Origin of the sequence: Nitrincola sp., from assembly GCF_048264025.1 — a bacterium.
In the GTDB taxonomy this organism is placed as follows: Bacteria; Pseudomonadota; Gammaproteobacteria; order Pseudomonadales; family Balneatricaceae; genus Nitrincola.
In genome coordinates this window covers 143,101-164,214 of record NZ_JBLXDN010000006.1, presented here as the reverse complement: position 1 = coordinate 164,214, position 21,114 = coordinate 143,101, and the positions used below count along the sequence as shown (strand labels likewise).

Sequence of the window (21,114 nt, the reverse complement as noted above, 5' to 3'; positions counted from 1 at the left end):
GCTTTTACATATTTTTGACGTCAGCCACACCACCCAAATTCATGTTGTCATCCTCTTCCTGAAGGGTAAAGGATGGCATGGAGTCATCTCTGACCGGTGCTGTTTTTGACTTACCATGGGTTTCTTCATTGAGCTTGATCATCAGGCGCAGATCGTTGGTGGAGTCAGCATGGCTCAGTGCCACATCGTAGCTAATAACACCTTGTTTATAAAGATTAAATAGCGCCTGATCGAAGGTTTGCATGCCCAGATTAGTGGATTTTTTGATAACATCCTTGATCTCATGTACCGCACCCTTACGAATCATATCCTGAATTAACGGGGTATTGATCAGTACTTCAATGGCTGCCCGACGCCCGGTACCGTCGACGGTAGGCAGGAGTTGCTGCGCCACTATCGCTTTAAGGTTGAGCGAAAGATCCATCCACACCTGCGCATGATGATCTGGTCCAAAGAAGGAAATAATACGATCCAGTGCCTGGTTGGCATTATTGGCATGCAGGGTTGCCATACACAGGTGTCCGGTTTCCGCAAAGCTCAGACCATACTTCATGGTTTCAGCATCACGTATCTCACCCATCAAAATCACATCCGGCGCCTGACGCAGAGTGTTCTTCAGCGCGATTTCGTAGGAGTCTGTATCCAAACCAACTTCACGCTGAGTCACAATGCTCTTACGATGGTTATGGATGTACTCTATCGGATCTTCAATGGTAATGATGTGACCGGCGTGATGCTCATTACGGTAATCAATCATCGACGCGAGTGAAGTGGACTTACCGGTTGAGGTACCCCCCACGAACAAAATGAGACCCCGCTTCGTCATCGATAAATCTTTTAGCACAGCGGGCAAATGCAGCTCTTCCAGGCTGGGAATATAGGTGTTGATCCGCCGCATCACCATGCCGGGCGTATTTCGCTGTACGAAAGCACTGACACGAAAACGGCCAATACCCTGAGCACTGATGGCAAAGTTACACTCATGGGTGCCCTCAAACTCTGCCAGTTGTTTATCGTTCATGGTGCTGTACACCAGTTTTCTGGCCTGCTCCGGCTTCAGCACCTCTTTGGTTAATGGCTTGATGGTGCCATCTACCTTGATTGCGGGTGCGGCCCCAGCGGTGACAAATAAGTCAGAAGCACCGCGATCCGACATCACCTTAAGCAGTTGTGTAAAATCCATAGCCCAATCCTTATAGGTTAGCCATCAAAAGGATGACGGTGTCTTCGATTTTTCGCGCGCCGCATCTCTGGAGATCAAGCCTTTGGACACCAGTTCGGTCAGTGATTGATCCAGTGTTTTCATACCAAAGGATGCACCTGTCTGTATTGCAGAATACATCTGTGCGACCTTGTCTTCACGGATCAGGTTACGTATCGCCGGTGTACCGATCATAATCTCATGGGCCGCTACACGTCCGCCTTTGAGTTTTTTCATCAACATTTGGGAGATAACGCCCTGCAGCGACTCGGACAGCATGGAACGCACCATATCCTTTTCAGCCGCCGGAAATACGTCAATAATACGGTCAATCGTTTTAGCCGCGGAGGTGGTATGCAAGGTGCCAAACACCAAATGCCCGGTTTCTGCCGCTGTGAGTGCCAAGCGAATGGTTTCCAGATCACGCATCTCACCCACCAGGATAATATCCGGGTCTTCACGTAGCGCTGAGCGCAACGCATTGGCGAAGCTATGCGTATCACGATGCACTTCACGCTGGTTTACCAGGCACTTTTTACTCTCATGCACAAACTCGATCGGATCCTCTATGGTCAGGATATGTTCCGAACGTGTGTCGTTGATGTAGTCGATCATCGCTGCCAGCGTGGTACTTTTACCTGAACCGGTAGGCCCAGTAACCAACACCAACCCCCTCGCCTTTTCAGATAGATCCTGAAACACCTTGCCCATACCCAGATCATCGAGGGTAAAGACCTTGCTGGGCACCGTACGGAACACAGCCGCCGCACCACGATGCTGATTGAACGCATTGACACGGAAACGAGACAGCTTGGGAACCTCGAAAGAAAAATCGACCTCGAGGTTTTCTTCATATTCTTTACGCTGACGGTCATTCATAATGTCATACACCAGCGTATGTACCTGCTTATGATCCAATGCAGGTAGTTTGATGCGGCGAACATCACCATCCACACGGATCATGGGTGGCATACCGGACGTCAGGTGTAAATCAGAAGCGCCTTGCTGAACAGCAAAGGACAAGAGTTCTGTAATATCCATAGAATTTATGCTCGCAACTTCTTCCCATTGGAGGTTCTGTTAACGCAGAATACCCTGATCCTTAAATGCACGACAACCAGAATATTGCATATGTCTATCATAGCAGAGAAAACCACACAGGTAGTAAGCGAGATCAATCAAGCATGTCTGACAGCAGGCCGTGACCCGATGGAAGTTGCCCTGCTCGCTGTCAGTAAAACGCGTTCGGCTGATGAAGTGCGCACGGCGTATCAACAGGGACTGACTCGCTTTGGTGAAAATTACCTGCAAGAAGCGCTGGATAAAATCCAGGCACTGGCTGATTTGCCGCTGGAGTGGCATTTCATCGGTCCGGTGCAGTCTAATAAAACCCGCCAGATTGCTGAATCTTTTGACTGGGTACACAGTGTCGATCGGCTGAAGATTGCCCGTCGTCTGTCTGAGCAGCGCCCTGCTGGCTTACCGGATCTGAATATTTGCCTGCAGGTTAACATTGATGATGAAAGCAGCAAGTCCGGCTGCTCGCCAGATGAAACCCTGGAACTGGCGCGAGACATAGCCGCGTTGCCACATATTAGCTTACGTGGGCTTATGGCAATTCCTGCACCCAGTGATGATGAGACGGTGCAACGGCTGGCCTTTGCCAAGGTTCGGGCGTTGGCAGAAACCCTGCGTGCCAGCGGCATTCCGATAGATACCCTGTCTATGGGTATGTCAGGTGATCTTGTTTCTGCCATCGCTGAAGGCAGTACCCTGGTTAGAATTGGTACGGCGTTGTTTGGTCCTCGCGCAGCTAGGGGCTAGTACCACTTGGGTCCGGAAGCTTTCGTGCCACGCTCGACTGCCGCCATCCAGGCGGCAGACGGTCACCTCAAAGCGATACCACCACCCCGCCCAAAGCCCTGTGCCAGCGACGAGTCTACACGGTTGTTTTTCGTAGAATACCCTCCAAGCTTGACAAAAAACTAAAAAATAATTAGCGTAAAAATTACTAACGCAACATGTGACTCTCATCGCATGCCGAAACAGCTGTACATGGAATGACGGACGAGCCAAAAAATAAAAGGATTTAGTTATGACAGAAATATCTGCAAGACTCATTGATTCTCAAGGCAAAACCATTTCCGAACTATGCCCTTTCAGTATTGCCGAAGACAGTAACCAAAACCATTGCGCGCATTTTGTCTCTCATATTATGAACTATGAACTTCAAGGCGCGACTTGTAAAAACTTCACATGGAGTGACAAGCAAAGGGACGAAAAAGGTGCTTCGCTGAGAGTTGATGATGTATTTAAAAACTCACCAAAAACAGGTAGATGGGCTGATAAATCAGCAACGTTGACGAAGTGTCTAATTTTCGTGACCCTAGCATCGAATATCCGTGAAGTAGGCGGTAGATTGCAAATGGGCAACCACCCACGGAAACATATTGGAATCCTAACTAGCGGAAGAGTATGGCACTATAGCAACACCACTAATCGAGTGGTATCTCATCCATTAGTGCACTTTAAAAACACCTTTTCATCTATCTATACTACTGCTGATACCACCGTTGAATTTTACTATGGAAAATTTATATGAAACGCTTCGTTTATCTGATTTTCATAGTTGCTTCTTGTACGATTTCTGCAGCAGATCGAAGTATCGATTCGGAAAGCAATGCTAGCACCTTGTCAGGAAAAGCGCTTTTTAGGACGCTGTTAAAAAATTCAAACCACTCCCTGCAAGACGAATTACTGTGCCAGCCTCCCATAACTGCTGAAGATCCAAAAAGCTACACTCTCGGTGACCAACTGTCATTATTGCTAGCGATGGGACATTACGATGAGACTAGTGCAAAACTGGACTCTACTTGCTCTATTGACATATTCGAGACACCATCAGGCGAAACCGTTGATGTATGGGACTGTCAGATCACAGTGGTCGAAACAAATACTGAGAGTGAGTTTGTCTCTAGTTCAATACTTGCCGTAGCGATTAGCCGCCCTCAAAAAATAATGGTGCCAGGCTCGCTCAGATGTTTATGAAGTCGAGCTGTACGCCTGTTGAGGCGTTGGATCTGGCACGTAAAATAGCGGCGTTACTTCATCTTCATTTGCGTGTGCCAAGAACGACCTGCCTTTGACTTCAGATTCAATTAGGCAAATAAATTCCGCAATAATGAAGGTGAGTGCTATTGTTAAAAATTAAACTGAGGAGGAGTGCCACCATGAAGGTTGCTGAACTGGCTTTCGAAGCTCTTCAATTGGATCCTAACGCTCGCAGAGACAATATGGGAGAGCTTAGAAGACCCATTTGTTTCAGGGAAAGACTCATCGGATGAGGGATCAATTCGTTTCGTCATTCAACGGGATGAGGAAATGATGCCCAACAAGGCACTTCAATCAAAGCCCATCCCTCGCAAGTTTGGCGCAGACATGCGATAACACTGAATATCACCGTTAAAAGGTTCATTCGCCGAGTGAAAATCTCTATACTCTAATTTTCGTTTTCAGCACCGGCTTTATCCGGGCAACAGCTGCATCAAGTTTAAGGGTAGATCATGGATCCGCTATTATTAATTATCCGAACGATTGGCGAAATTTTTGCCTTTATTGCCATCCTGCGCTTTCTGCTGCAGACAATGAAGGTGGACTATTACAACCCCATCTCTCAGGCTGTGGTGAAATTTACGCAACCCCCCTTGATGCCTTTGCAGCGCATCATTCCCAAGCTAGGCCGGATTGATATATCACCGCTGGTACTGGCGTTTCTTATCAAGCTGGCCACGTTGTTTATTTTGGTATCGATTACCGGCAGTTCTCTGGGCATAGCATCGATTGTCATGCTGTCGTTTATCGGCGTACTGGATACCCTGCTGACCATTCTGTTCTGGGCGACTATAGGTTCGGTGATTATCAGTTGGGTTGCTCCCGACTCACCTCACCCAGCGCCGCAACTGCTGCAGCAACTTGTTGAGCCTTTGTTTGCCCTGGTTAGGCGAGTGATTCCTCCTATTGGTGGACTTGATCTGTCTCCAATTGCCATTTTTCTGGTAATACAGATCGTACAGTCGCAATTACCACGCTTGATGTGACCTGAAACTCTCAGCTAACGAACGCTTAGATTTCATACATCAACGAAGAGGTTACAAGGTGAGCGAGTTCCCGGAAGATTCCATAGGTCTGGTCACGCCACAGACACTCCATTTTGATGCCCCGCTGACATTAGCCAGTGGTCGTGTACTGCCACACTATGACTTGGTGATCGAAACCTATGGTCAGCTGAATGCTGATGCCAGCAATGCGGTGCTGATTTGCCATGCTTTGTCTGGCCATCACCATGCCGCAGGCTTTCATTCAGCTGATGAGCAAAAACCCGGCTGGTGGGATTCGGCCATAGGCCCAGGTAAAGCCATCGACACTGAGCGCTTCTTTGTGGTGGCGCTGAATAACCTCGGTGGCTGCCATGGTAGTACTGGGCCAAACACACCGAATCCAGAAACTGGCAAGCCCTACGGGCCGGATTTTCCCATTGTCACCGTGCTTGACTGGGTACATAGCCAGGCACGTTTAGCCGACCGACTCGGCATCAGTCAATGGGCGGCGGTTGTCGGTGGCAGCCTGGGTGGTATGCAAGCGATGCAATGGGCAATCAGCTATCCTGAGCGATTACGTCATTGTGTAGTTATTGCGGCTGCACCCAAGCTCAGCACTCAGAACATCGCCTTTAATGAAGTTGCTCGTCAGGCGATCAGTAAGGACCCGCAGTTTTATAATGGACACTATTATGAGCAGGGCGTTGTACCCAAAACCGGCCTGATGCTGGCTCGCATGGTGGGACATATCACCTATCTTTCAGAAGATGGGATGCGTGAGAAATTCGGTCGTGAGCTTCGCTCCGGCAAGCTCAACTTTGATTTTAATCCGCAGTTTGAAATCGAAACCTACCTGCAGTATCAGGGTGAGCGGTTCTCCTCTACGTTTGATGCCAACACCTATCTGCTAATGACCAAGGCACTGGATTATTTTGATCCGGCGGCCGAGTTTGACAATGATCTGGCGGCGGCGTTGAGCAATGTGCGCTGTGAGTTTTTCATTGCCTCCTTCACCACTGACTGGCGTTTCTCACCTGAACGTTCGCGTGAAATTGTCGACGCCTTGATCGAAGCCGAAAAGCAGGTGACTTATACAGAAATCCAGGCCGCTCATGGTCATGATGCCTTCCTGATCCCTATTCCTCGCTACATGGAGGTATTCGGTGCTTATATGAACCGAATTGCTGCCGAACAGGAGAATCAACATGCGTGCTGATCTGGAAATCATTCGTGAGTGGATCAAGCCCGGCTCTCGCGTTATCGACCTGGGCTGTGGTGAAGGTGAATTGCTGGCGCATCTGATCAAGGAAAAACAGGTCAGCGGCTATGGTATTGAAATTCATCCGGACAACATCACCGCCTGTATCGAAAAAGGCGTCAATGTGATTGAAAAAGACATAGACAACGGCCTCAGTGGTATTCGTAGCAACAGTTTCGACACTGTCGTCATGAGTCATGCTCTACAAACCATGCACCGTCCGGATCAAATCGTTGAAGAGATGCTGCGGATCGGCAAGGAGTGCATTGTGACCTTCCCTAACTTTGCTCACTGGCGCGCACGTGGCTATCTGGCGCTGAAGGGACGTATGCCTGTGTCCAAGTTTCTGTCCTACACTTGGTACAATACCCCCAACATCCACTTCTTCACATTTAAGGATTTTGAGGAACTCTGTGTCGAGCGTAATATCTACATAGTGGACCGTACAGTGATAGATCATGAGCACAAACACCGCTGGTGGATACGTTTATGGCCCAACATGCTCGGCGAGATCGCCATTTACCGTATCACCCGCTGAACCTATATAACAGGAAGACACCACCATGTTGACTCGATACAGCCCTCTGATGCTGGCCGCTTTGCTGTCGTTCACCCTGAGCAGTAATCTACAGGCCGAACAGATGTTCAGCGATGAGCATTATGAAATCCATTACAATGCGTTTAATTCCACCTTGATCCCCGCCGAAGTGGCCTCCAGCTATGGACTCACACGCAGTGGCAACCGCGGTCTGATCAACATTGCCGTGCTTGAAAAGCAGCCAGACGGCAGCACCCGTCCAGCCAGCGCACAAGTAACCGGGGTGTCGCGTAACATAGTTCAACAAACTCAACGTATTGAGTTCCAGGAAATTATCGAAACTGAAGCCATTTATTCCATCGGTAGCTTTCAGTTTACCAATGAAGACCTGCTGACCATTCAACTGCAAGTTCAGCCAGACGCCTCACGTCCGGCCTATCAAATTGAATTCCAGCAAACTTTTTACGTGGATTGAGCTTTGAGTAAACAGCAATTTGTATTAGCCAGCGGTAACGCTGGAAAGTTACGTGAATTCAGCCAGATGCTGGCTGAAAAACACATAGAAGTCTTGCCACAATCAGCCTTCAATGTCAGCGAAGCGGAAGAAACCGGGCTGACCTTTGTGGAAAACGCCATTCTCAAGGCTCGGCATGCCTGCGAATCCACCGGACTAGCCGCCCTCTCGGATGACTCAGGGCTGGAAGTCGATGCACTCAATGGCGCTCCGGGGATCTACTCCGCCCGTTATGCGGGTGTTGGTGCTGGTGACGAAGCCAATATCGATAAGTTGCTGCAGGCCTTGGCTGACAAACCTGAAGCTGAACGTCGTGGACGCTACCAATGTGTATTGGTGTATATGCGCCATGCACTGGACCCTACTCCGCTGATCTGTCAGGCCAGTTGGGAAGGTCGGATATTGACCGAGCGACGCGGAGAGGGTGGTTTTGGTTATGATCCGGTATTCTACATTCCTGCGCTGCAATGCTCAGTGGCACAGCTGAGTCCAGCCGAAAAGCAACAGCATTCGCATCGTGGCAAAGCCATGCGAGAGTTCTTTCAGCGCCTGCACAGTTTGTTACCGGTATGACCCCAGCGGCTCTGCCCCCATTATCGCTGTATGTCCATATTCCCTGGTGTGTGCGTAAGTGCCCTTATTGCGACTTCAACTCGCATGCCAAGCCGGATGGATTACCGGAACAAGACTATATCCAGGCGCTGTCTCAGGACTTGAGCGCTGAACTCGAACGCCTGCAAACACCGCGACCGCTACACTCCATCTTTATCGGTGGCGGTACTCCCAGCTTGTTCAGCGCCGAGGCCATAGGCCAGATTCTGGCTGAGGTAGACCGGCAATGGGGTATTGGCGCAAACACCGAAGTGACCCTGGAAGCCAATCCCGGTACCTTTGAACAACAGCGTTTCGAGGGCTTTCGTCACGCAGGGGTCAACCGCCTGTCACTTGGCATCCAAAGTTTCAATGACACTCACCTGCAATCGCTAGGCCGTATTCATAACGCCGACAATGCGCTCACGGCTGCTCGCAGTGCTCGCCGTATTTTTGACAGACTGAATCTGGATCTGATGCATGGCTTGCCGGGTCAACTCACGGCTGAGGCACTGGCCGACCTGCAACAGGCGATAGATCTGTCCCCGGATCATCTATCCTGGTACCAGTTAACCCTGGAGCCAAACACAGAGTTTCATGCCAGGCCGCCTACCCTGCCGGTAGATGAGGCCTTATGGGATATCCAGGAACAGGGGCAGGAATTATTGGATCAGGCGGGTTTTCGGCAGTATGAAATCTCGGCCTATGCCAGAAACGAGCGCTTCAGCCAACATAACCTGAACTACTGGCAGTTCGGTGATTATCTGGGTATAGGGGCCGGGGCCCATGGTAAAACCAGTCAACAGGCAGGTAACAGCGCCTTAGAGTTTGAGCGCCATCATAAACTGCGCCAACCTAAAGCCTATCTAGCCTCATTGAACAAAACCGCAGGGCGCGAACACATTCCAACCGACGAGCTGAGCTTTGAGTTTATGCTCAATGCGCTACGCCTGTCTGACGGGGTAGCCAGTGAGCTTTTCAGTGCACGGACGGGGTTACCGCTCGCCTTGATCACACCTCAGCTTAGCAAAGCCCGTGAAGTGGGTCTGTTAGAAAGGGATACACATATCTTGCGCCCCACCCAACAGGGGCGCTTATTTCTGAACGATCTACTCGGTTTGTTTCTCTGACTAGCACTTTATAAACACAGCTGTTTGGCCGCTTTGGCACGAATGGCTTCAACGGCAGCTGGAATATGTTCAAGACTGGTCACCTCAACGTCCGCAGGCTGACCGCCCGGCCAGGCGCTCACCTCCAGGTTTACCCAGATTGTCCAGATACGCAGTTGCTGAGCCGCCTGCACATCATTCACTGGGTGATCACCGACATGAATAACCTGCTGTGCATCCAACCCACCATGTCTCAGGGCTGTCTCAAACATCAACGGATGAGGCTTGGCCTGACCAACATGATCAGCATTGAACTGAAAATCGAATAGATCCGCCAGCCCGGTACGGCTGACTTCTGCATTGCCATTACTCAAGGCACCTAATCGGTAGCCCTGCTGGTGCAGATTTTCCAGCATGCTACGTGCGTGAGCGAAAAACTCCACCTCATGGCGGGCTTCAATAAAGGCTTCGAAGGCACTCCATGCCAACTCAACCGCCTCCGCCGTCGTGTAGCCACAATGCGTCAGACATTCTTCGAGTAATTTAAGTCGAATTTGAGTCACACTGTGTGCAATTTCAGGGTGGCGTTGCAACAACCCGGCGCGCAACTCAGACCCTTCGTTCAGGTCAGCCAACACATAGCGCTGCGTCAAGAGTGGAGTATGAGTATGTAGCCAATCCCACAGTGTTCGGTTGGCATGCTGTATTACCGGATCTACTGCCCAGAGGGTATCATCCAGATCAAAAGTGATCGCTTTAATCACGAGGTTTTCTCCTGGCACGTGGATGGGCTTGCTCGTACACCTGCATCAGATGCTGAAAATCAAGATGGGTGTAAATTTGTGTAGTACTGATATCCGTGTGGCCCAGCAACTCCTGGACGGCGCGAAGGTCCTGGCTGGACTCCAGCATATGGCTGGCAAAACTGTGGCGCAGGCGATGCGGATATACCCGACCCTGAGTGCCCATATACTCACCCCAGTAAGCCAACCTTAACTCTACCGCTCGGGTAGTCAGGGGCGTACCCCGCTGACTGATAAATAAGGCGGCCGCACCACGACGGTTCCATAACTGGCGTATCGGCAACCAGTGCTGCAAGGCCTGAATCGCTAGCCGACCAATCGGCAGCACCCGTGTTTTACGCCCCTTACCGGTTACCCGTAGCGTTGCATCGGATAAATCCAGCGCCTGGAGCTCTAATTCCACCAATTCTGAAACACGCAATCCAGACGAATAAATCAGTTCCATCATGGCAAAATCACGCCGGGTAATCGGCTGGTCATTCGGAGGGCTGAGCAACTGCTGCATTTGCTCAGGATCAAGCGTACTTGGCAGTCGGCGCCCCGCTTTAGGAGCCTGTACCGCCAGGGCTGGATTACTGTCCATCCAGCCTTCACGGTTCAGGAAACGATAAAAGGTGCGTGTTGCCGATAGCAGGCGATGCAGGCTTCGGCCTGACAGGCCATTACCATGCAACATAGCAATCGCTTGGCGCAGCTTTTTTTCTGTCAACGCCGACCAACTACCCAATTGCAGTAATTCAAGCTGTTCTGACAAACGCTGCAGATCACGACCATAGTGTTGCAAGGTATGTGAAGACAACTGCCTTTCACCTTGCAAGTAACGCATAAACGCCTCAATCCATTGCTGTTCGGCAGGTTGAGGCGTCATATCAGATACGTGGTTGATGCAGAATATGGGTGACAATTCGACTTAGCACTTCGCCGACATAGCTGAGAAACAACGTGCCCTGGCTGCTCTGAAAGTAATCCGGATCAAAGCTGCCGATTGCCAGCAGTCCAAGTGTTTCACCCTTGACCAAAGGCACTACGGCAGCTGACTGAATACGAGCTGCACTGTCCTGGAACAGAAAACGATTCATCGCTTCGCTCAGTTGGCCACAACTGGGCAAGCTGGTTTCAATCAACGGCTGCACAATACTACAATCAGACTTAGTCAAAATACGGAGACTGTTGACATCAAAAGTGACATCGCTGAATAAAATCAGACGCGCATCGTCACCATAAAAATCCTGGCACAGGCTTTCTTCGATGGCTATGGCAACATCATCAAGCGTCTGGGCTTCCAGCAGCGACAACACCATGCGCTTGGTTTTGTCGAACTGTACATCGTTATGACGGGCGATCTCAATTAGTTCTGAAAGGTGCCCGTGCAGCAATTGATTGCGCTCACGCAGCAAGGAGGTCTGCCGTTCAACCAATGACACCGTTGTACCACGCTGATGCGGCACATAGAGTTTCTCCAGCAACCAGGCATGCTGGTCAAAAAAATCAGGGTGGCTAGCCAGGTAGTCAGCAACCTGCACAGCGCTGATCGAATCAGCCGGTACATCCGTCACAATCTGTTTATCAGTTGCTTGCTGCGTCATAAGTAGATCTGCCCTTCATATACTGTTGTTGCCGGCCCAGTCATCAACACCGGGTGGCCCTTTCCTTTCCAACTGATCTGCAATTTACCACCAGTCAGATGCACATCGACCTGCTCATCCAGCAAACCACGAAGCCGCCCAGCCACGACAGCCGCACAGGCACCGGTTCCACAGGCCTGAGTTTCACCCGCACCCCGTTCAAATACACGTAAATGAATCTGAGAACGCGATACCACCTGCATGAAGCCCACATTGACCCGCTGCGGAAAACGCGCATGACGTTCAATCAAGCGACCCAATTGTTTAACCGGCGCCTGAGCTACATCATTGACCAGCAATACACAGTGCGGATTCCCCATAGATACCGCCGAGACATCATGGTATTGCCCTTCGACATCCAACCGATAGATAGCAGCTTCCTGCTCCGCCGCAAAGGGGATCTCGACCGGCTGCAAAACCGGCTCACCCATATTCACTTCAACCTGACGATCAGGCAACAGGGTCAACAAGGCACTGCCTTTGGCGGTTTCAACACGTATCTGATTTTTAACCGTCAGGCGACGTTCACGCACAAAACGGGCAAAACAGCGGGCACCATTACCACAATGCTCTACCTCTGAACCATCAGCATTATAAATACGGTAACGAAAATCCATATCCGGACGTGTCGGCGGTTCCACCAGCAACAACTGGTCAAAGCCTACACCTGTGTGCCGGTCTGCCAAGCGCTTGACAGTATCGGCATTGAGGCGGACACGCTGTGCCACGGCATCAATCACCATGAAGTCATTCCCCAGACCATGCATTTTACTAAATCTTACCAGCATGTATTTCTCCGCTCAGCAATCGCCGGGCAGTAGTTGTTCGCCCTGCATCAGATCACTGATTTTTTCCCGTTCACGAATGACAAACACCTGATTATCATCAACCATCAATTCAACCGGACGCGGACGACTGTTGTAATTGGACGCCATCACAAAACCATAGGCCCCGGCTGAACAAACCGCCAACAGATCCCCAGCTTCCAGATTCAACGCCCGGTCTTTACCCAGAAAATCGCCAGTTTCACAGATAGGTCCAACCAAATCCCAAAGTCTGGACTCCCCCTGCTCACGCAGGCTAAGCGGAATGATTTCCTGGTAGGCACTGTAAAGCGCGGGGCGGATCAGGTCGTTCATAGCCGCATCAATAATGGCAAAATTTTTCTCACCTGTCTGCTTGAGAAACTCAACCCGGGTCAGTAATACACCCGCATTGGCGACAATCGAGCGACCCGGTTCAAATATCAGCTGTAATGGCCGATCGCCCACGCGCTCCAACATGGCGGCAATAAATGCGTCAGCCGCTGGAGGCGTCTCATCGGTATAGCAAACGCCCAAACCACCACCAAGATCCAGATGAGAAATATGAATACCCTCAACCTGCAACCGATCGATCAATTGTAACAAGCGATCCAAAGCATCCAGGAAGGGACTGATTTCGGTTAACTGACTACCAATATGGCAGTCCATACCAACAACTTCCACACCCGGTAACGCCGCCGCACGACGATACACAGCAACAGCCTGGTCGATATCGATGCCAAATTTGTTTTCTTTAAGTCCGGTAGATATATAAGGATGAGTACCCGCATCGACATCCGGATTCACACGGAACGAAACCCGCGCCACCTTACCTGTCTCCAAAGCCACGGCATTGACACGGTCCAGCTCGGCATCGGATTCAATGTTGAAGCAGAAAATTCCTACCTCCAGTGCCCGGCGGATTTCATCTGCCTGCTTGCCAACACCTGAAAAGACTATTTTGCCTGGCTCTCCACCGGCTCGCAGCACCCGCTCCAGCTCACCGCTAGAGACAATATCAAAACCTGCACCCAGGCGAGCCAACAGATTCAGCAAGGCAATATTGGAGTTGGCCTTGACCGCATAACAAATCAGCGCATCACGCCCCTGTAGCGCGTTGGCATACGCCAGGTAAGCACGTTCTATGGCATCACGTGAGTATACATACGCGGGGGTTCCGTGCGTAGCCGCCAGAGTTTCCAGCGCCACCTCTTCACAGAACAAACGACCATTACGGTATTCAAAACTATCCATCGGTTATCTCATTCGCCCTGTTCGGTTGTCGTATCCGGCTGATCCGGCAAATACAGCGGTCCTTTCTGCCCGCAACCACTCAAAAGTAGCAGGCTGGCAAACACCATTGACCAGAGAATTTTCATACGGCACCACCCTCAGGGCTGATTGTCTGATTAAACCGGTGATTATAACCTGATGTCGCGGGTTATTGGCAGAGGCGAGACAATACAAGCGAGGGCAAGCATTTTAAAATTGCGCAATAACAATGGGGTTACTATTATCTAATATACACAGAATAGATCTACAACCCCTCATTACATCTATGTTGAATAGCATTCCATCCTACACTGGAAATAACGGAGAACAACATGCTTAAGCGACTGAAAATGACTCCAAGGCTCATTTTATTCACCAGCTTACCTCTAGCCATTTGTCTTTTCCTGGCCGCCTATGTTGTTATTCAACATACCAGCCGTACAGTGGCTGCGCAGGGTGAGGAGTCGGCAAGCATGGTTGTATCAAGCAGTGCCGATGGTGTCAGCGCCTGGATTAACTCACGTATGGCTGTCCTTCAAACCCTCGCCAGCACGGCGACACTCACCAGCGGGAATACCGATGACATCTTTGCGTTCATACAGGATTTTGGCAAAAAAATGGATGATAGCTTCCAGGTAATGCTATTTATTGATCTCGAAGGTAACGGCTACCACCACAATGGTAACATTGCCGATCGTGCAAACCGAGACTACTTTCAGAAGTTGGTCGTTGAAAAAAGTCAGGCCACGCTTGTCAGCGATCCTCTGGTCTCAGGCTCTACTGGCGATGCCATCGTTGTGATGGCTCAAGCTGTATACAATTCGTCGGGACAAGTCATCGGTTTACTCGCTGCCACTGTGACACTGGATACTCTAACTCAACTCATTGATGAGGTTTCCACCGATCAGGCCAGTGCCTGGCTGATAGACTCACGCGGTATTTACATTGCTCACCCGGACACAGATCGCAGAATGAAAGACAACGCTCTGGATTCACAACTCCCTGAGTACGCAGCTCTGTCTAAACGAATGGTTGCAGGTGAAACCGGCATAGCGGAACTACAGCTTGATGGCCAACAGCGATCCATTGTTGCCTATCACCCTGTAGAGAATACCCCAGGCTGGGCGCTAGCTGTTGCGCTACCCTATAAACACGTGATGGCGGCGGCACTGGATCTGCGCTTATCCTTAATACTGGCTTTTTCCATTACACTGATTATTTTAGTGATTATTATTGCGCTGGTCTCACGCGTGATTGTTAAACCCATCAATGCTACGCGTTTTGCGCTGGATCAGATTGCCGCTGGAGATGGAGACCTCACACAGCGCCTTAGTGAAGAACGCCAGGATGAGCTAGGAGATCTGGCACGTAGCTTCAACAAGTTCGTGGGCGGTGTACAACTGGTGATCAAACAGGTTTCTGATGCATCCATACAGCTCGGAGCCGCAGCTGAAGAGCTGGCCGCATCTAGCCAGGTTACCAACCAGCAGGTTCATCAACAAAGTCACGAAACGACGCTTGCCGCCTCATCGATGACACAAATGGCGGCATCAGTCACCCAGGTTGCAGGCAATGCAGGCCTAGCAGCACAAGCCGCCGAATCGTGTAACCAGTCAGTCAAAGACGGTGAAGCCGTCGTGCAAAAAAGTTCTAACGAGGTAGGACTACTCGCTCAAGAAGTCCAAAAAGCCGTAGAGGTTATGCAACGTTTGCAGGAAGATACTGAGTCCATTGGTACAGTACTGGCAGTAATCCGTGGTATCGCTGAACAAACAAATCTTCTTGCGCTCAATGCCGCTATCGAAGCCGCTCGCGCTGGCGAGTATGGACGAGGGTTTGCTGTGGTAGCCGATGAGGTTAGAACCCTGGCCACTCGCACTCAGACGTCTACGGAAGAGATCCGTAATATCATTGAAAAACTGCAAAACGCCTCACGCCATGCATCCGACGTTATGCAAAACAGCTATTCCAAAGCGCATGTGGCGGTTGAATGTGCCGGACAGGCATCGGATAAACTTCAGGATATAACCGGCGTTATCGCGACCATCAACGATATGAATATGCAAATAGCCAGTGCTACAGAAGAGCAGTCAGCTGTTGCCGATGATGTCAGCCAGACGCTAGTGCGTATCAGCAGTGGCGTTGAGCAACTCTCCAGTGGCTCAAGCAATATTGCCGCTGCCAGTGATGAACTGGCACAGCTGGCTAATCAGTTACAGGCCAGAGTTGGGCGTTTCAAAGTATAAAAGGAGTTTTTTGAGCAATAAATCAATACAGGGCTGGTGTGGATGTCAGGTTGATAGCTTGCTGTTGCAAGCGTGACAGGAAGCTGTCGCTGGACAGATAAGTCAATTCACGCTGACGAGTCAGCGCCAGCCCGGTTGCACTTTTCCCTGTGGCACCTGGATGACACATAATCAAGCCGCCATCGGGTAACTGATTAATCCATCCATGTAACAGACTGGCGAAATCGGCGTCGGGATTCAGTGAATAAAGTCCTGCAAAAGCCTGCGTCAGTGGTAACTGCTGTCGTCGCATCTGTGTAGCAAAACCAGTGCTCATCAAACGTAACACCAGCGCCTTAAACAAGGCGTCATGGCCTGTCAGACCGGGAGCAACCCGACGCACCCAGGGTTGCTGACCGGTATAACGTGCTTGCAGCACTTCGATCAAAACCTGGCGGACGCCAGGAAAAACCTGAACGTGCTGATGGCCATCGACAAAGTCTGGACGACAGCCTAACACGTTTTCAAAATCATCCAACTGACGCTGCAGTTCATCCCTCACCCACGAGTGATCCAGTCGGCCAGTCAAAGACTGCTGCATCAGACGCCCTAACGGCAAAGCACGAGGTAATTCAGTCAGATTAAAATGCAATCCAATGGCTGTTTTCGCCTGGAAAGCATGCAAGACTGAGGCTGACGAGTTCCAGTGTGGCAGGCAAGTCATGCAGCTGACCGCTGACAAACGCTGCTGCTCCAATAACTGCAAAATCCCCTCATTGATGTCAGCAGCTAGACCAAAATCATCGGCACACAGAACCAGGGATTTCATGCCGCAAAAGCCCAGAAACGGCTGAACAAGTAGGTCAACACTGCCACCACACCGAGTACAATGAACAGCGCCAGGTCATAACGTAAAGGCGAAAAGGTCAGCAGCAAGGCATATAGGCTCTCATTCACGGCAAAGCTGCCCAACGCGACCGAAGCAAAGCGCGGCAAGGTGCGTGAATGGCTCAACTCTTCGGCTCTGAAAGTCAACTTACGATGACCGAAATAGCTAACATTGAACGCGACAGCAAAGCCAAATACATTAGCAATCAGCGGTACCAATCCTAACGGCACCAGCAGTCTAACCACTAGCCAATGAACTATCAGCGCGGCGACACCGACCCCAATAAAACGTGAAATCTGAGCTAGCATCAATCAACAGACTCAGATTTTTGATCAATTTTTTTAGGTACTGTCGTAGGATGGTAGTCTGAAATAAGATACACAGGCCGCGCCTTCACCTCAGAGAAGATCCGCGCCACATATTCCCCCAACACTCCGACCGACAGCAATTGCACGCCACCCAGAAAACCAATACCGGCCACCAAGGTTGGCCATCCGGGAACATCCACGCCCCAGATCATTGTTCTAAGTACTACGATGACCGCATAAGTAATTGCCAGGCAGGAGATCCCGGCACCAATAAACATCCAGATGCGCAAAGGCGTACTACTAAAAGCGGTAATGCCCGTCAGGGCCAGTGAGGAAAGACGGCGGATACCGAAGGTTGTTTCACCACTGAAACGAGGGGCGACCTGAAAAGGCACGCCGATGCTACGAAACCCGACCCAGGCAAACAACCCTTTCATCATCCGCTTACGCTCTGGCAAGGCCCGCAAAGCGCGTACCACCTTGGCATCCATCATACGGAAATCACCAGCATCTGCCTGAATTTCAACATCAGCACTCTGACTGAGCATATGGTAGAAAAAACGGGTCATCCGGCGCTTGATAGGATGTTCATCCGACCGGTCTGCACGTATGCCGTAGATCATGTCATAGCCTTCCAGCCAGTGCTGATAAAAGACTTCCAGCATATCTACCGGGTGCTGCATATCCGAGTCCATCAGGATTACCAGATCCGAATCGGCATGATCAAGACCGGCGCTCATAGCCGCCTCTTTACCGAAGTTGCGCGACAGTCGAATCAGCGACACAGGATACTGTTCAGCCAACTGAATCGCCACAGCAGAGGTGGCATCACGGCTGCCATCATCCACTACCAGCACTTCAAAACGGCTGGATAACCGGAGCAGGTATTCACAGAGTAACGGAATCATCTCCTGCAGGTTTTCTGCTTCATTATAAGCTGGCAGAATGCAGGTGATGGACGGGGGCAGCTCCATCTTGCGCGGCGTTAATGATGGATCCGATTCCGAGGTATGTTGTGTTATTTTTTCGGGCATTATTCTATCCAGTTTCAAGTCCTACAGACTTTGAGAGTTAATGGTAAACTATATCTTTGAATTGCGCACCGGATAGCCAGCAAACCCTATGATAAGTCGTTATATTTACACTCTTGTACTGCACCTGTTATTGCCATCCATTCTGATCCGTTTATGGCTTCGTGGCCAGCGCGCACCGGCTTATCGACAACGCTGGACAGAGCGATTGGGTTTTACCCCACGCTTGGCCTCCACCACAGCTCCCCTGTGGATACACGCCGTCTCAGTCGGAGAGGTACAAGCCGTAGCCACCTTGATCCGCCGTTTTTTACAGCAGCACCCAGAGATTCCGGTTCTCATCACTACCATGACCCCCACTGGAGCCGACCGGGTCAAGCAACTATTCGGCGAACAGGTAGCGCACCGCTACTGCCCTTACGATCTACCCTGGGCCATGAGCCGCTTTATTAACATCACCCGACCACGCGCCTGTATCATAGTGGAAACTGAACTCTGGCCTAACTTCTTAAGACAATGCCAGCGCAAACAGATTCCAACTTTATTAGCCAATGCACGTTTATCGGAACGCTCCGCACGCGGTTACGCACGTTTTTCCAGTCTGACCCGCGACATGCTTAATCGACTCAGTCGGGTTGCCGTACAGGATCACACAGATGGTGAACGTTTCAAGGTACTAGGTCTGGACCCGGCCCGACTCAAGGTGATCGGCAGCATCAAATTTGATGTGGAAATTAACCCACAATGGGCCGATGCCGCTCAGCAACTCCGACAGCACTGGGGTACATCACGCCCGGTACTCCTGGCCGCCAGCACCCATGATGATGAAGAATCCCAGCTTCTGGCAAGCCTGCCGGCGCTGCTGGCGGTCTATCCTGATCTATTGATTGTACTGGTGCCCCGTCATCCCGAGCGATTTAATGCAGTTGCCCAGCTCTGCCTGGCGTCCGGCCTGCGCTATGCCAGACGTAGCCAGGATAGTCTTGCCAGCCCCGCTACTCAGATTTATCTGGCTGATACCATGGGGGAACTGATGTCTTTTTGCAGTGCCGCCGATATTGTATTTGTTGGCGGCTCACTGATTGAGCGTGGAGGACACAATCCGCTGGAACCGGCCTTGTTGGGTAAACCGATAATTACCGGCTTACATACCTTTAATTTCGCCGCCATCACCCAAGGACTGGCTTCGGCTGGCGCACTGGTACAAGTTAACAATGCCAAGGCAGTGATGACACAAGTACAGCATTGGCTAAGCAACTCTGAGAGTGCCACTCAGGCTGGACAAGCCGCCCAACACTATGTTGCCAGCCATGCTGGCGCACTCGGTCGACTTGAAACCGAACTGGAAGCACTGCTGAACACACCACCCAATCAGTCACACGAATAGGCCGGTGCCACAACGGCCCAATGTAACTGCAAAGGCGCCGCCGAACCCATCGGCCAGTCCAAGGTTATCGCCCCCTGTGCAGCAATAGCACCCAGCCAAGCCAAATCAGTGGGTACTTCATCACCCTGCTGCCAAATGAGCAGTGCTCCGGATTGCGTCAAACGCGCCTCATCAATCCACGGACTGTAATCCAGACGCCCATCAATCAGCACTGAAGGCTGTGTGGATGCCCGTAACGCCATCAATCCACCCAGCCAGTATTCAGATGCGACAATATCCAGCGGACAGCCTGTCTGGTCAGCCCAGATCTTCTCCAACTCAACCGCCATGGCCTTATCCGGCCAGGCAATACGTGAGGGCTTATCTTTCAGGTAGGGTAGCAGACTCATATCCATCAACCGCAACATCACTAGCAGCAGCACCATCACCAGGGTATTACGCAGCAGTTTTTTCTGCTGCAGTGCTGCTAAGGGTGTAATCAGCCAAGCCGCCAGCAACAGGCCCGAGAGATTCCACATCGGCGTTCCCCACATATCCCGCAACCCAGTCCCAGTCAAACCGGCACCCAATGCGGTCAACAACGCCGGCCCTAAGCCCAAACAAAAAAGGAACCACTTGGCTTGTACATCAGCCTGATCACGACACCAAAGTGAGCTGGTAAAAAACCCGGAAGCGGCCAGCAACAGCACTAACGGCAGATGATCAAGCAACTGCACCAGCAAAAACTTTAACGGGCCCAGCAGGTGAGCCTCAAGCCCAGCCGCACCGCCGGAGCGTTTTCCAGCATAAGACAGCGGTAAGAAGTCATGTTGAATCAACCATAACAGATGGGGTAGAAAAATCGCAGCCATTAACAATACGCCACTCCAGAGCGGCCAGCGTAACAACTGTTTTCTGGCCTCTTGCTGTGTCAGCAAGTGCAGAAACATCGCCGCCAACAACACCACCATGACGTATTTGGTCAGCAAACCCAGACCAGCAAACAGACCGACTAACAGCCAACTGCGATAGCGTCCATCGGTTATAGCACAGTGATAAAAGTAGGTGGCAGCGGCCCAGAAAGGCATTTGAGCGATATTATGATTGTATTCCGGCGTCGGCCAAGTGAAATAGTAAACACCCAGCAGCAACAAGGTTCCTAACGCGGCTTTTTCACCGCCCAGTAAGCGCAAACCCAGCAACCAGACAAACAACAGAGTTGTTAATATAGTCAACTGACTGAGCAAAAAAGGACCCAAATCGGCCAAGGCCAACCAGGACAATTGCACCAGCCAGGACGGCAGTGGTGGGTGTTTATAATAGCCCCACTGCCATTCCTGCCCCCAGAATAACCCTTCGACCACATCCAGTGGCAAGCTGTAGGCGCTCAGCCAAGGCAGCAGCGCCCAGAGCAGCGCATTGATCAGCAGTAACAGCCAGACTTTGCCAGCGGTATCACCCAGCGCTGAAATACCCTTCATCAA

General features: G+C 50.9%; 23 protein-coding genes. 11 read left to right on the top strand and 12 right to left on the bottom strand.

What is annotated here, in order from left to right; all coding sequences use genetic code 11:
• Nucleotides 1-4 precede the first annotated feature (4 nt).
• Nucleotides 5-1,183, bottom strand: coding sequence for a PilT/PilU family type 4a pilus ATPase (locus ACN0R1_RS06890; protein ID WP_417581247.1), 1,179 nt, complete (start codon nt 1,181-1,183; stop codon nt 5-7).
• A 24-nt stretch (nt 1,184-1,207) separates the two neighbouring features.
• Entirely contained in the window at nt 1,208-2,242 is a 1,035-nt protein-coding gene (locus ACN0R1_RS06885) for a type IV pilus twitching motility protein PilT (RefSeq protein ID WP_417581245.1), read from the bottom strand.
• A 90-nt stretch (nt 2,243-2,332) separates the two neighbouring features.
• On the opposite strand from ACN0R1_RS06885, the gene ACN0R1_RS06880 reads away from it, so the two are divergent.
• The 9 genes from ACN0R1_RS06880 to hemW all read left to right on the top strand — a co-directional run bounded on the left by ACN0R1_RS06880 (nt 2,333) and on the right by hemW (nt 9,329).
• The gene (locus ACN0R1_RS06880) at nt 2,333-3,025 is read left to right on the top strand and encodes a YggS family pyridoxal phosphate-dependent enzyme (protein WP_417581243.1); all 693 of its coding nucleotides are present in this window, start codon (nt 2,333-2,335) and stop codon (nt 3,023-3,025) included.
• A gap of 271 nt (nt 3,026-3,296) precedes the next feature.
• Nucleotides 3,297-3,803 (top strand): hypothetical protein, encoded by a 507-nt coding sequence (locus tag ACN0R1_RS06875; RefSeq protein WP_417581241.1) that lies wholly within the window; start codon nt 3,297-3,299, stop codon nt 3,801-3,803.
• Complete coding sequence (locus ACN0R1_RS06870; protein ID WP_417581239.1) at nt 3,800-4,249, top strand: hypothetical protein; 450 nt, start codon at nt 3,800-3,802, stop codon at nt 4,247-4,249. The genes ACN0R1_RS06875 and ACN0R1_RS06870 overlap by 4 nt, the downstream gene beginning before the upstream one ends.
• Before the next feature lie 515 nt (nt 4,250-4,764).
• A complete protein-coding gene (locus ACN0R1_RS06865; RefSeq protein ID WP_417581237.1) occupies nt 4,765-5,298 on the top strand; it encodes a YggT family protein in 534 nt (177 codons plus the stop codon).
• 58 nt (nt 5,299-5,356) lie between these two features.
• The gene (gene metX / locus ACN0R1_RS06860; protein ID WP_417581235.1) at nt 5,357-6,514 is read left to right on the top strand and encodes a homoserine O-succinyltransferase MetX; all 1,158 of its coding nucleotides are present in this window, start codon (nt 5,357-5,359) and stop codon (nt 6,512-6,514) included.
• The gene (gene metW / locus ACN0R1_RS06855) at nt 6,504-7,094 is read left to right on the top strand and encodes a methionine biosynthesis protein MetW (protein ID WP_417581233.1); all 591 of its coding nucleotides are present in this window, start codon (nt 6,504-6,506) and stop codon (nt 7,092-7,094) included. Before metX ends, metW begins: the two co-directional genes overlap by 11 nt.
• Before the next feature lie 25 nt (nt 7,095-7,119).
• The gene (locus ACN0R1_RS06850; RefSeq protein ID WP_417581231.1) at nt 7,120-7,569 is read left to right on the top strand and encodes a DUF4426 domain-containing protein; all 450 of its coding nucleotides are present in this window, start codon (nt 7,120-7,122) and stop codon (nt 7,567-7,569) included.
• Between the two features lie 3 nt (nt 7,570-7,572).
• On the top strand, nt 7,573-8,181 hold the full coding sequence (rdgB, locus tag ACN0R1_RS06845) for an RdgB/HAM1 family non-canonical purine NTP pyrophosphatase (protein ID WP_417581229.1): 609 nt from the start codon (nt 7,573-7,575) through the stop codon (nt 8,179-8,181).
• The gene (hemW, locus tag ACN0R1_RS06840; RefSeq protein WP_417581227.1) at nt 8,178-9,329 is read left to right on the top strand and encodes a radical SAM family heme chaperone HemW; all 1,152 of its coding nucleotides are present in this window, start codon (nt 8,178-8,180) and stop codon (nt 9,327-9,329) included. Before rdgB ends, hemW begins: the two co-directional genes overlap by 4 nt.
• 8 nt (nt 9,330-9,337) lie before the next feature.
• Here hemW and ACN0R1_RS06835 read toward each other — a convergent pair whose 3' ends face one another.
• Genes ACN0R1_RS06835 through lptM form a run of 6 tightly spaced genes read right to left on the bottom strand, consistent with a single transcriptional unit; the run spans nt 9,338 to nt 13,918 of the window.
• Nucleotides 9,338-10,072: an HAD family hydrolase gene (locus tag ACN0R1_RS06835; protein ID WP_417581225.1), complete on the bottom strand. Its 735-nt coding sequence runs from the start codon at nt 10,070-10,072 to the stop codon at nt 9,338-9,340.
• Nucleotides 10,065-10,979 carry a tyrosine recombinase XerC gene (gene xerC / locus ACN0R1_RS06830; RefSeq protein WP_417581223.1) on the bottom strand — a complete coding sequence of 305 codons (915 nt, stop codon included), beginning with the start codon at nt 10,977-10,979 and terminating at the stop codon, nt 10,065-10,067. Before xerC ends, ACN0R1_RS06835 begins: the two co-directional genes overlap by 8 nt.
• A 1-nt stretch (nt 10,980) precedes the next feature.
• On the bottom strand, nt 10,981-11,697 hold the full coding sequence (locus tag ACN0R1_RS06825) for a DUF484 family protein (RefSeq protein WP_417581221.1): 717 nt from the start codon (nt 11,695-11,697) through the stop codon (nt 10,981-10,983).
• A complete protein-coding gene (gene dapF, locus ACN0R1_RS06820) occupies nt 11,694-12,524 on the bottom strand; it encodes a diaminopimelate epimerase (protein WP_417581219.1) in 831 nt (276 codons plus the stop codon). The genes ACN0R1_RS06825 and dapF overlap by 4 nt, the downstream gene beginning before the upstream one ends.
• A 12-nt stretch (nt 12,525-12,536) precedes the next feature.
• A complete protein-coding gene (gene lysA / locus ACN0R1_RS06815; protein WP_417581217.1) occupies nt 12,537-13,793 on the bottom strand; it encodes a diaminopimelate decarboxylase in 1,257 nt (418 codons plus the stop codon).
• A gap of 8 nt (nt 13,794-13,801) precedes the next feature.
• Entirely contained in the window at nt 13,802-13,918 is a 117-nt protein-coding gene (gene lptM / locus ACN0R1_RS06810) for an LPS translocon maturation chaperone LptM (RefSeq protein ID WP_417581215.1), read from the bottom strand.
• Between the two features lie 225 nt (nt 13,919-14,143).
• On the opposite strand from lptM, the gene ACN0R1_RS06805 reads away from it, so the two are divergent.
• The gene (locus ACN0R1_RS06805; protein WP_417581213.1) at nt 14,144-16,057 is read left to right on the top strand and encodes a methyl-accepting chemotaxis protein; all 1,914 of its coding nucleotides are present in this window, start codon (nt 14,144-14,146) and stop codon (nt 16,055-16,057) included.
• Nucleotides 16,058-16,079: 22 nt separating this feature from the next.
• On the opposite strand, the gene ACN0R1_RS06800 is transcribed toward ACN0R1_RS06805, so the two are convergent.
• Genes ACN0R1_RS06800 through ACN0R1_RS06790 form a run of 3 tightly spaced genes read right to left on the bottom strand, consistent with a single transcriptional unit; the run spans nt 16,080 to nt 18,267 of the window.
• Entirely contained in the window at nt 16,080-16,865 is a 786-nt protein-coding gene (locus tag ACN0R1_RS06800; protein ID WP_417581211.1) for a ChbG/HpnK family deacetylase, read from the bottom strand.
• Complete coding sequence (locus tag ACN0R1_RS06795) at nt 16,862-17,233, bottom strand: GtrA family protein (RefSeq protein WP_417581209.1); 372 nt, start codon at nt 17,231-17,233, stop codon at nt 16,862-16,864. The genes ACN0R1_RS06800 and ACN0R1_RS06795 overlap by 4 nt, the downstream gene beginning before the upstream one ends.
• Nucleotides 17,233-18,267, bottom strand: coding sequence for a glycosyltransferase family 2 protein (locus ACN0R1_RS06790; protein WP_417581207.1), 1,035 nt, complete (start codon nt 18,265-18,267; stop codon nt 17,233-17,235). Before ACN0R1_RS06790 ends, ACN0R1_RS06795 begins: the two co-directional genes overlap by 1 nt.
• Nucleotides 18,268-18,355: 88 nt before the next feature.
• Here ACN0R1_RS06790 and waaA point away from each other — a divergent pair, with 88 nt between their 5' ends.
• On the top strand, nt 18,356-19,651 hold the full coding sequence (gene waaA / locus ACN0R1_RS06785; protein WP_417581206.1) for a lipid IV(A) 3-deoxy-D-manno-octulosonic acid transferase: 1,296 nt from the start codon (nt 18,356-18,358) through the stop codon (nt 19,649-19,651).
• Here waaA and ACN0R1_RS06780 read toward each other — a convergent pair.
• Nucleotides 19,636-21,111 carry a glycosyltransferase family 39 protein gene (locus tag ACN0R1_RS06780; protein ID WP_417581204.1) on the bottom strand — a complete coding sequence of 492 codons (1,476 nt, stop codon included), beginning with the start codon at nt 21,109-21,111 and terminating at the stop codon, nt 19,636-19,638. The two genes, waaA and ACN0R1_RS06780, sit on opposite strands and share 16 nt — an antisense overlap.
• Between the last annotated feature and the right edge of the window lie 3 nt (nt 21,112-21,114).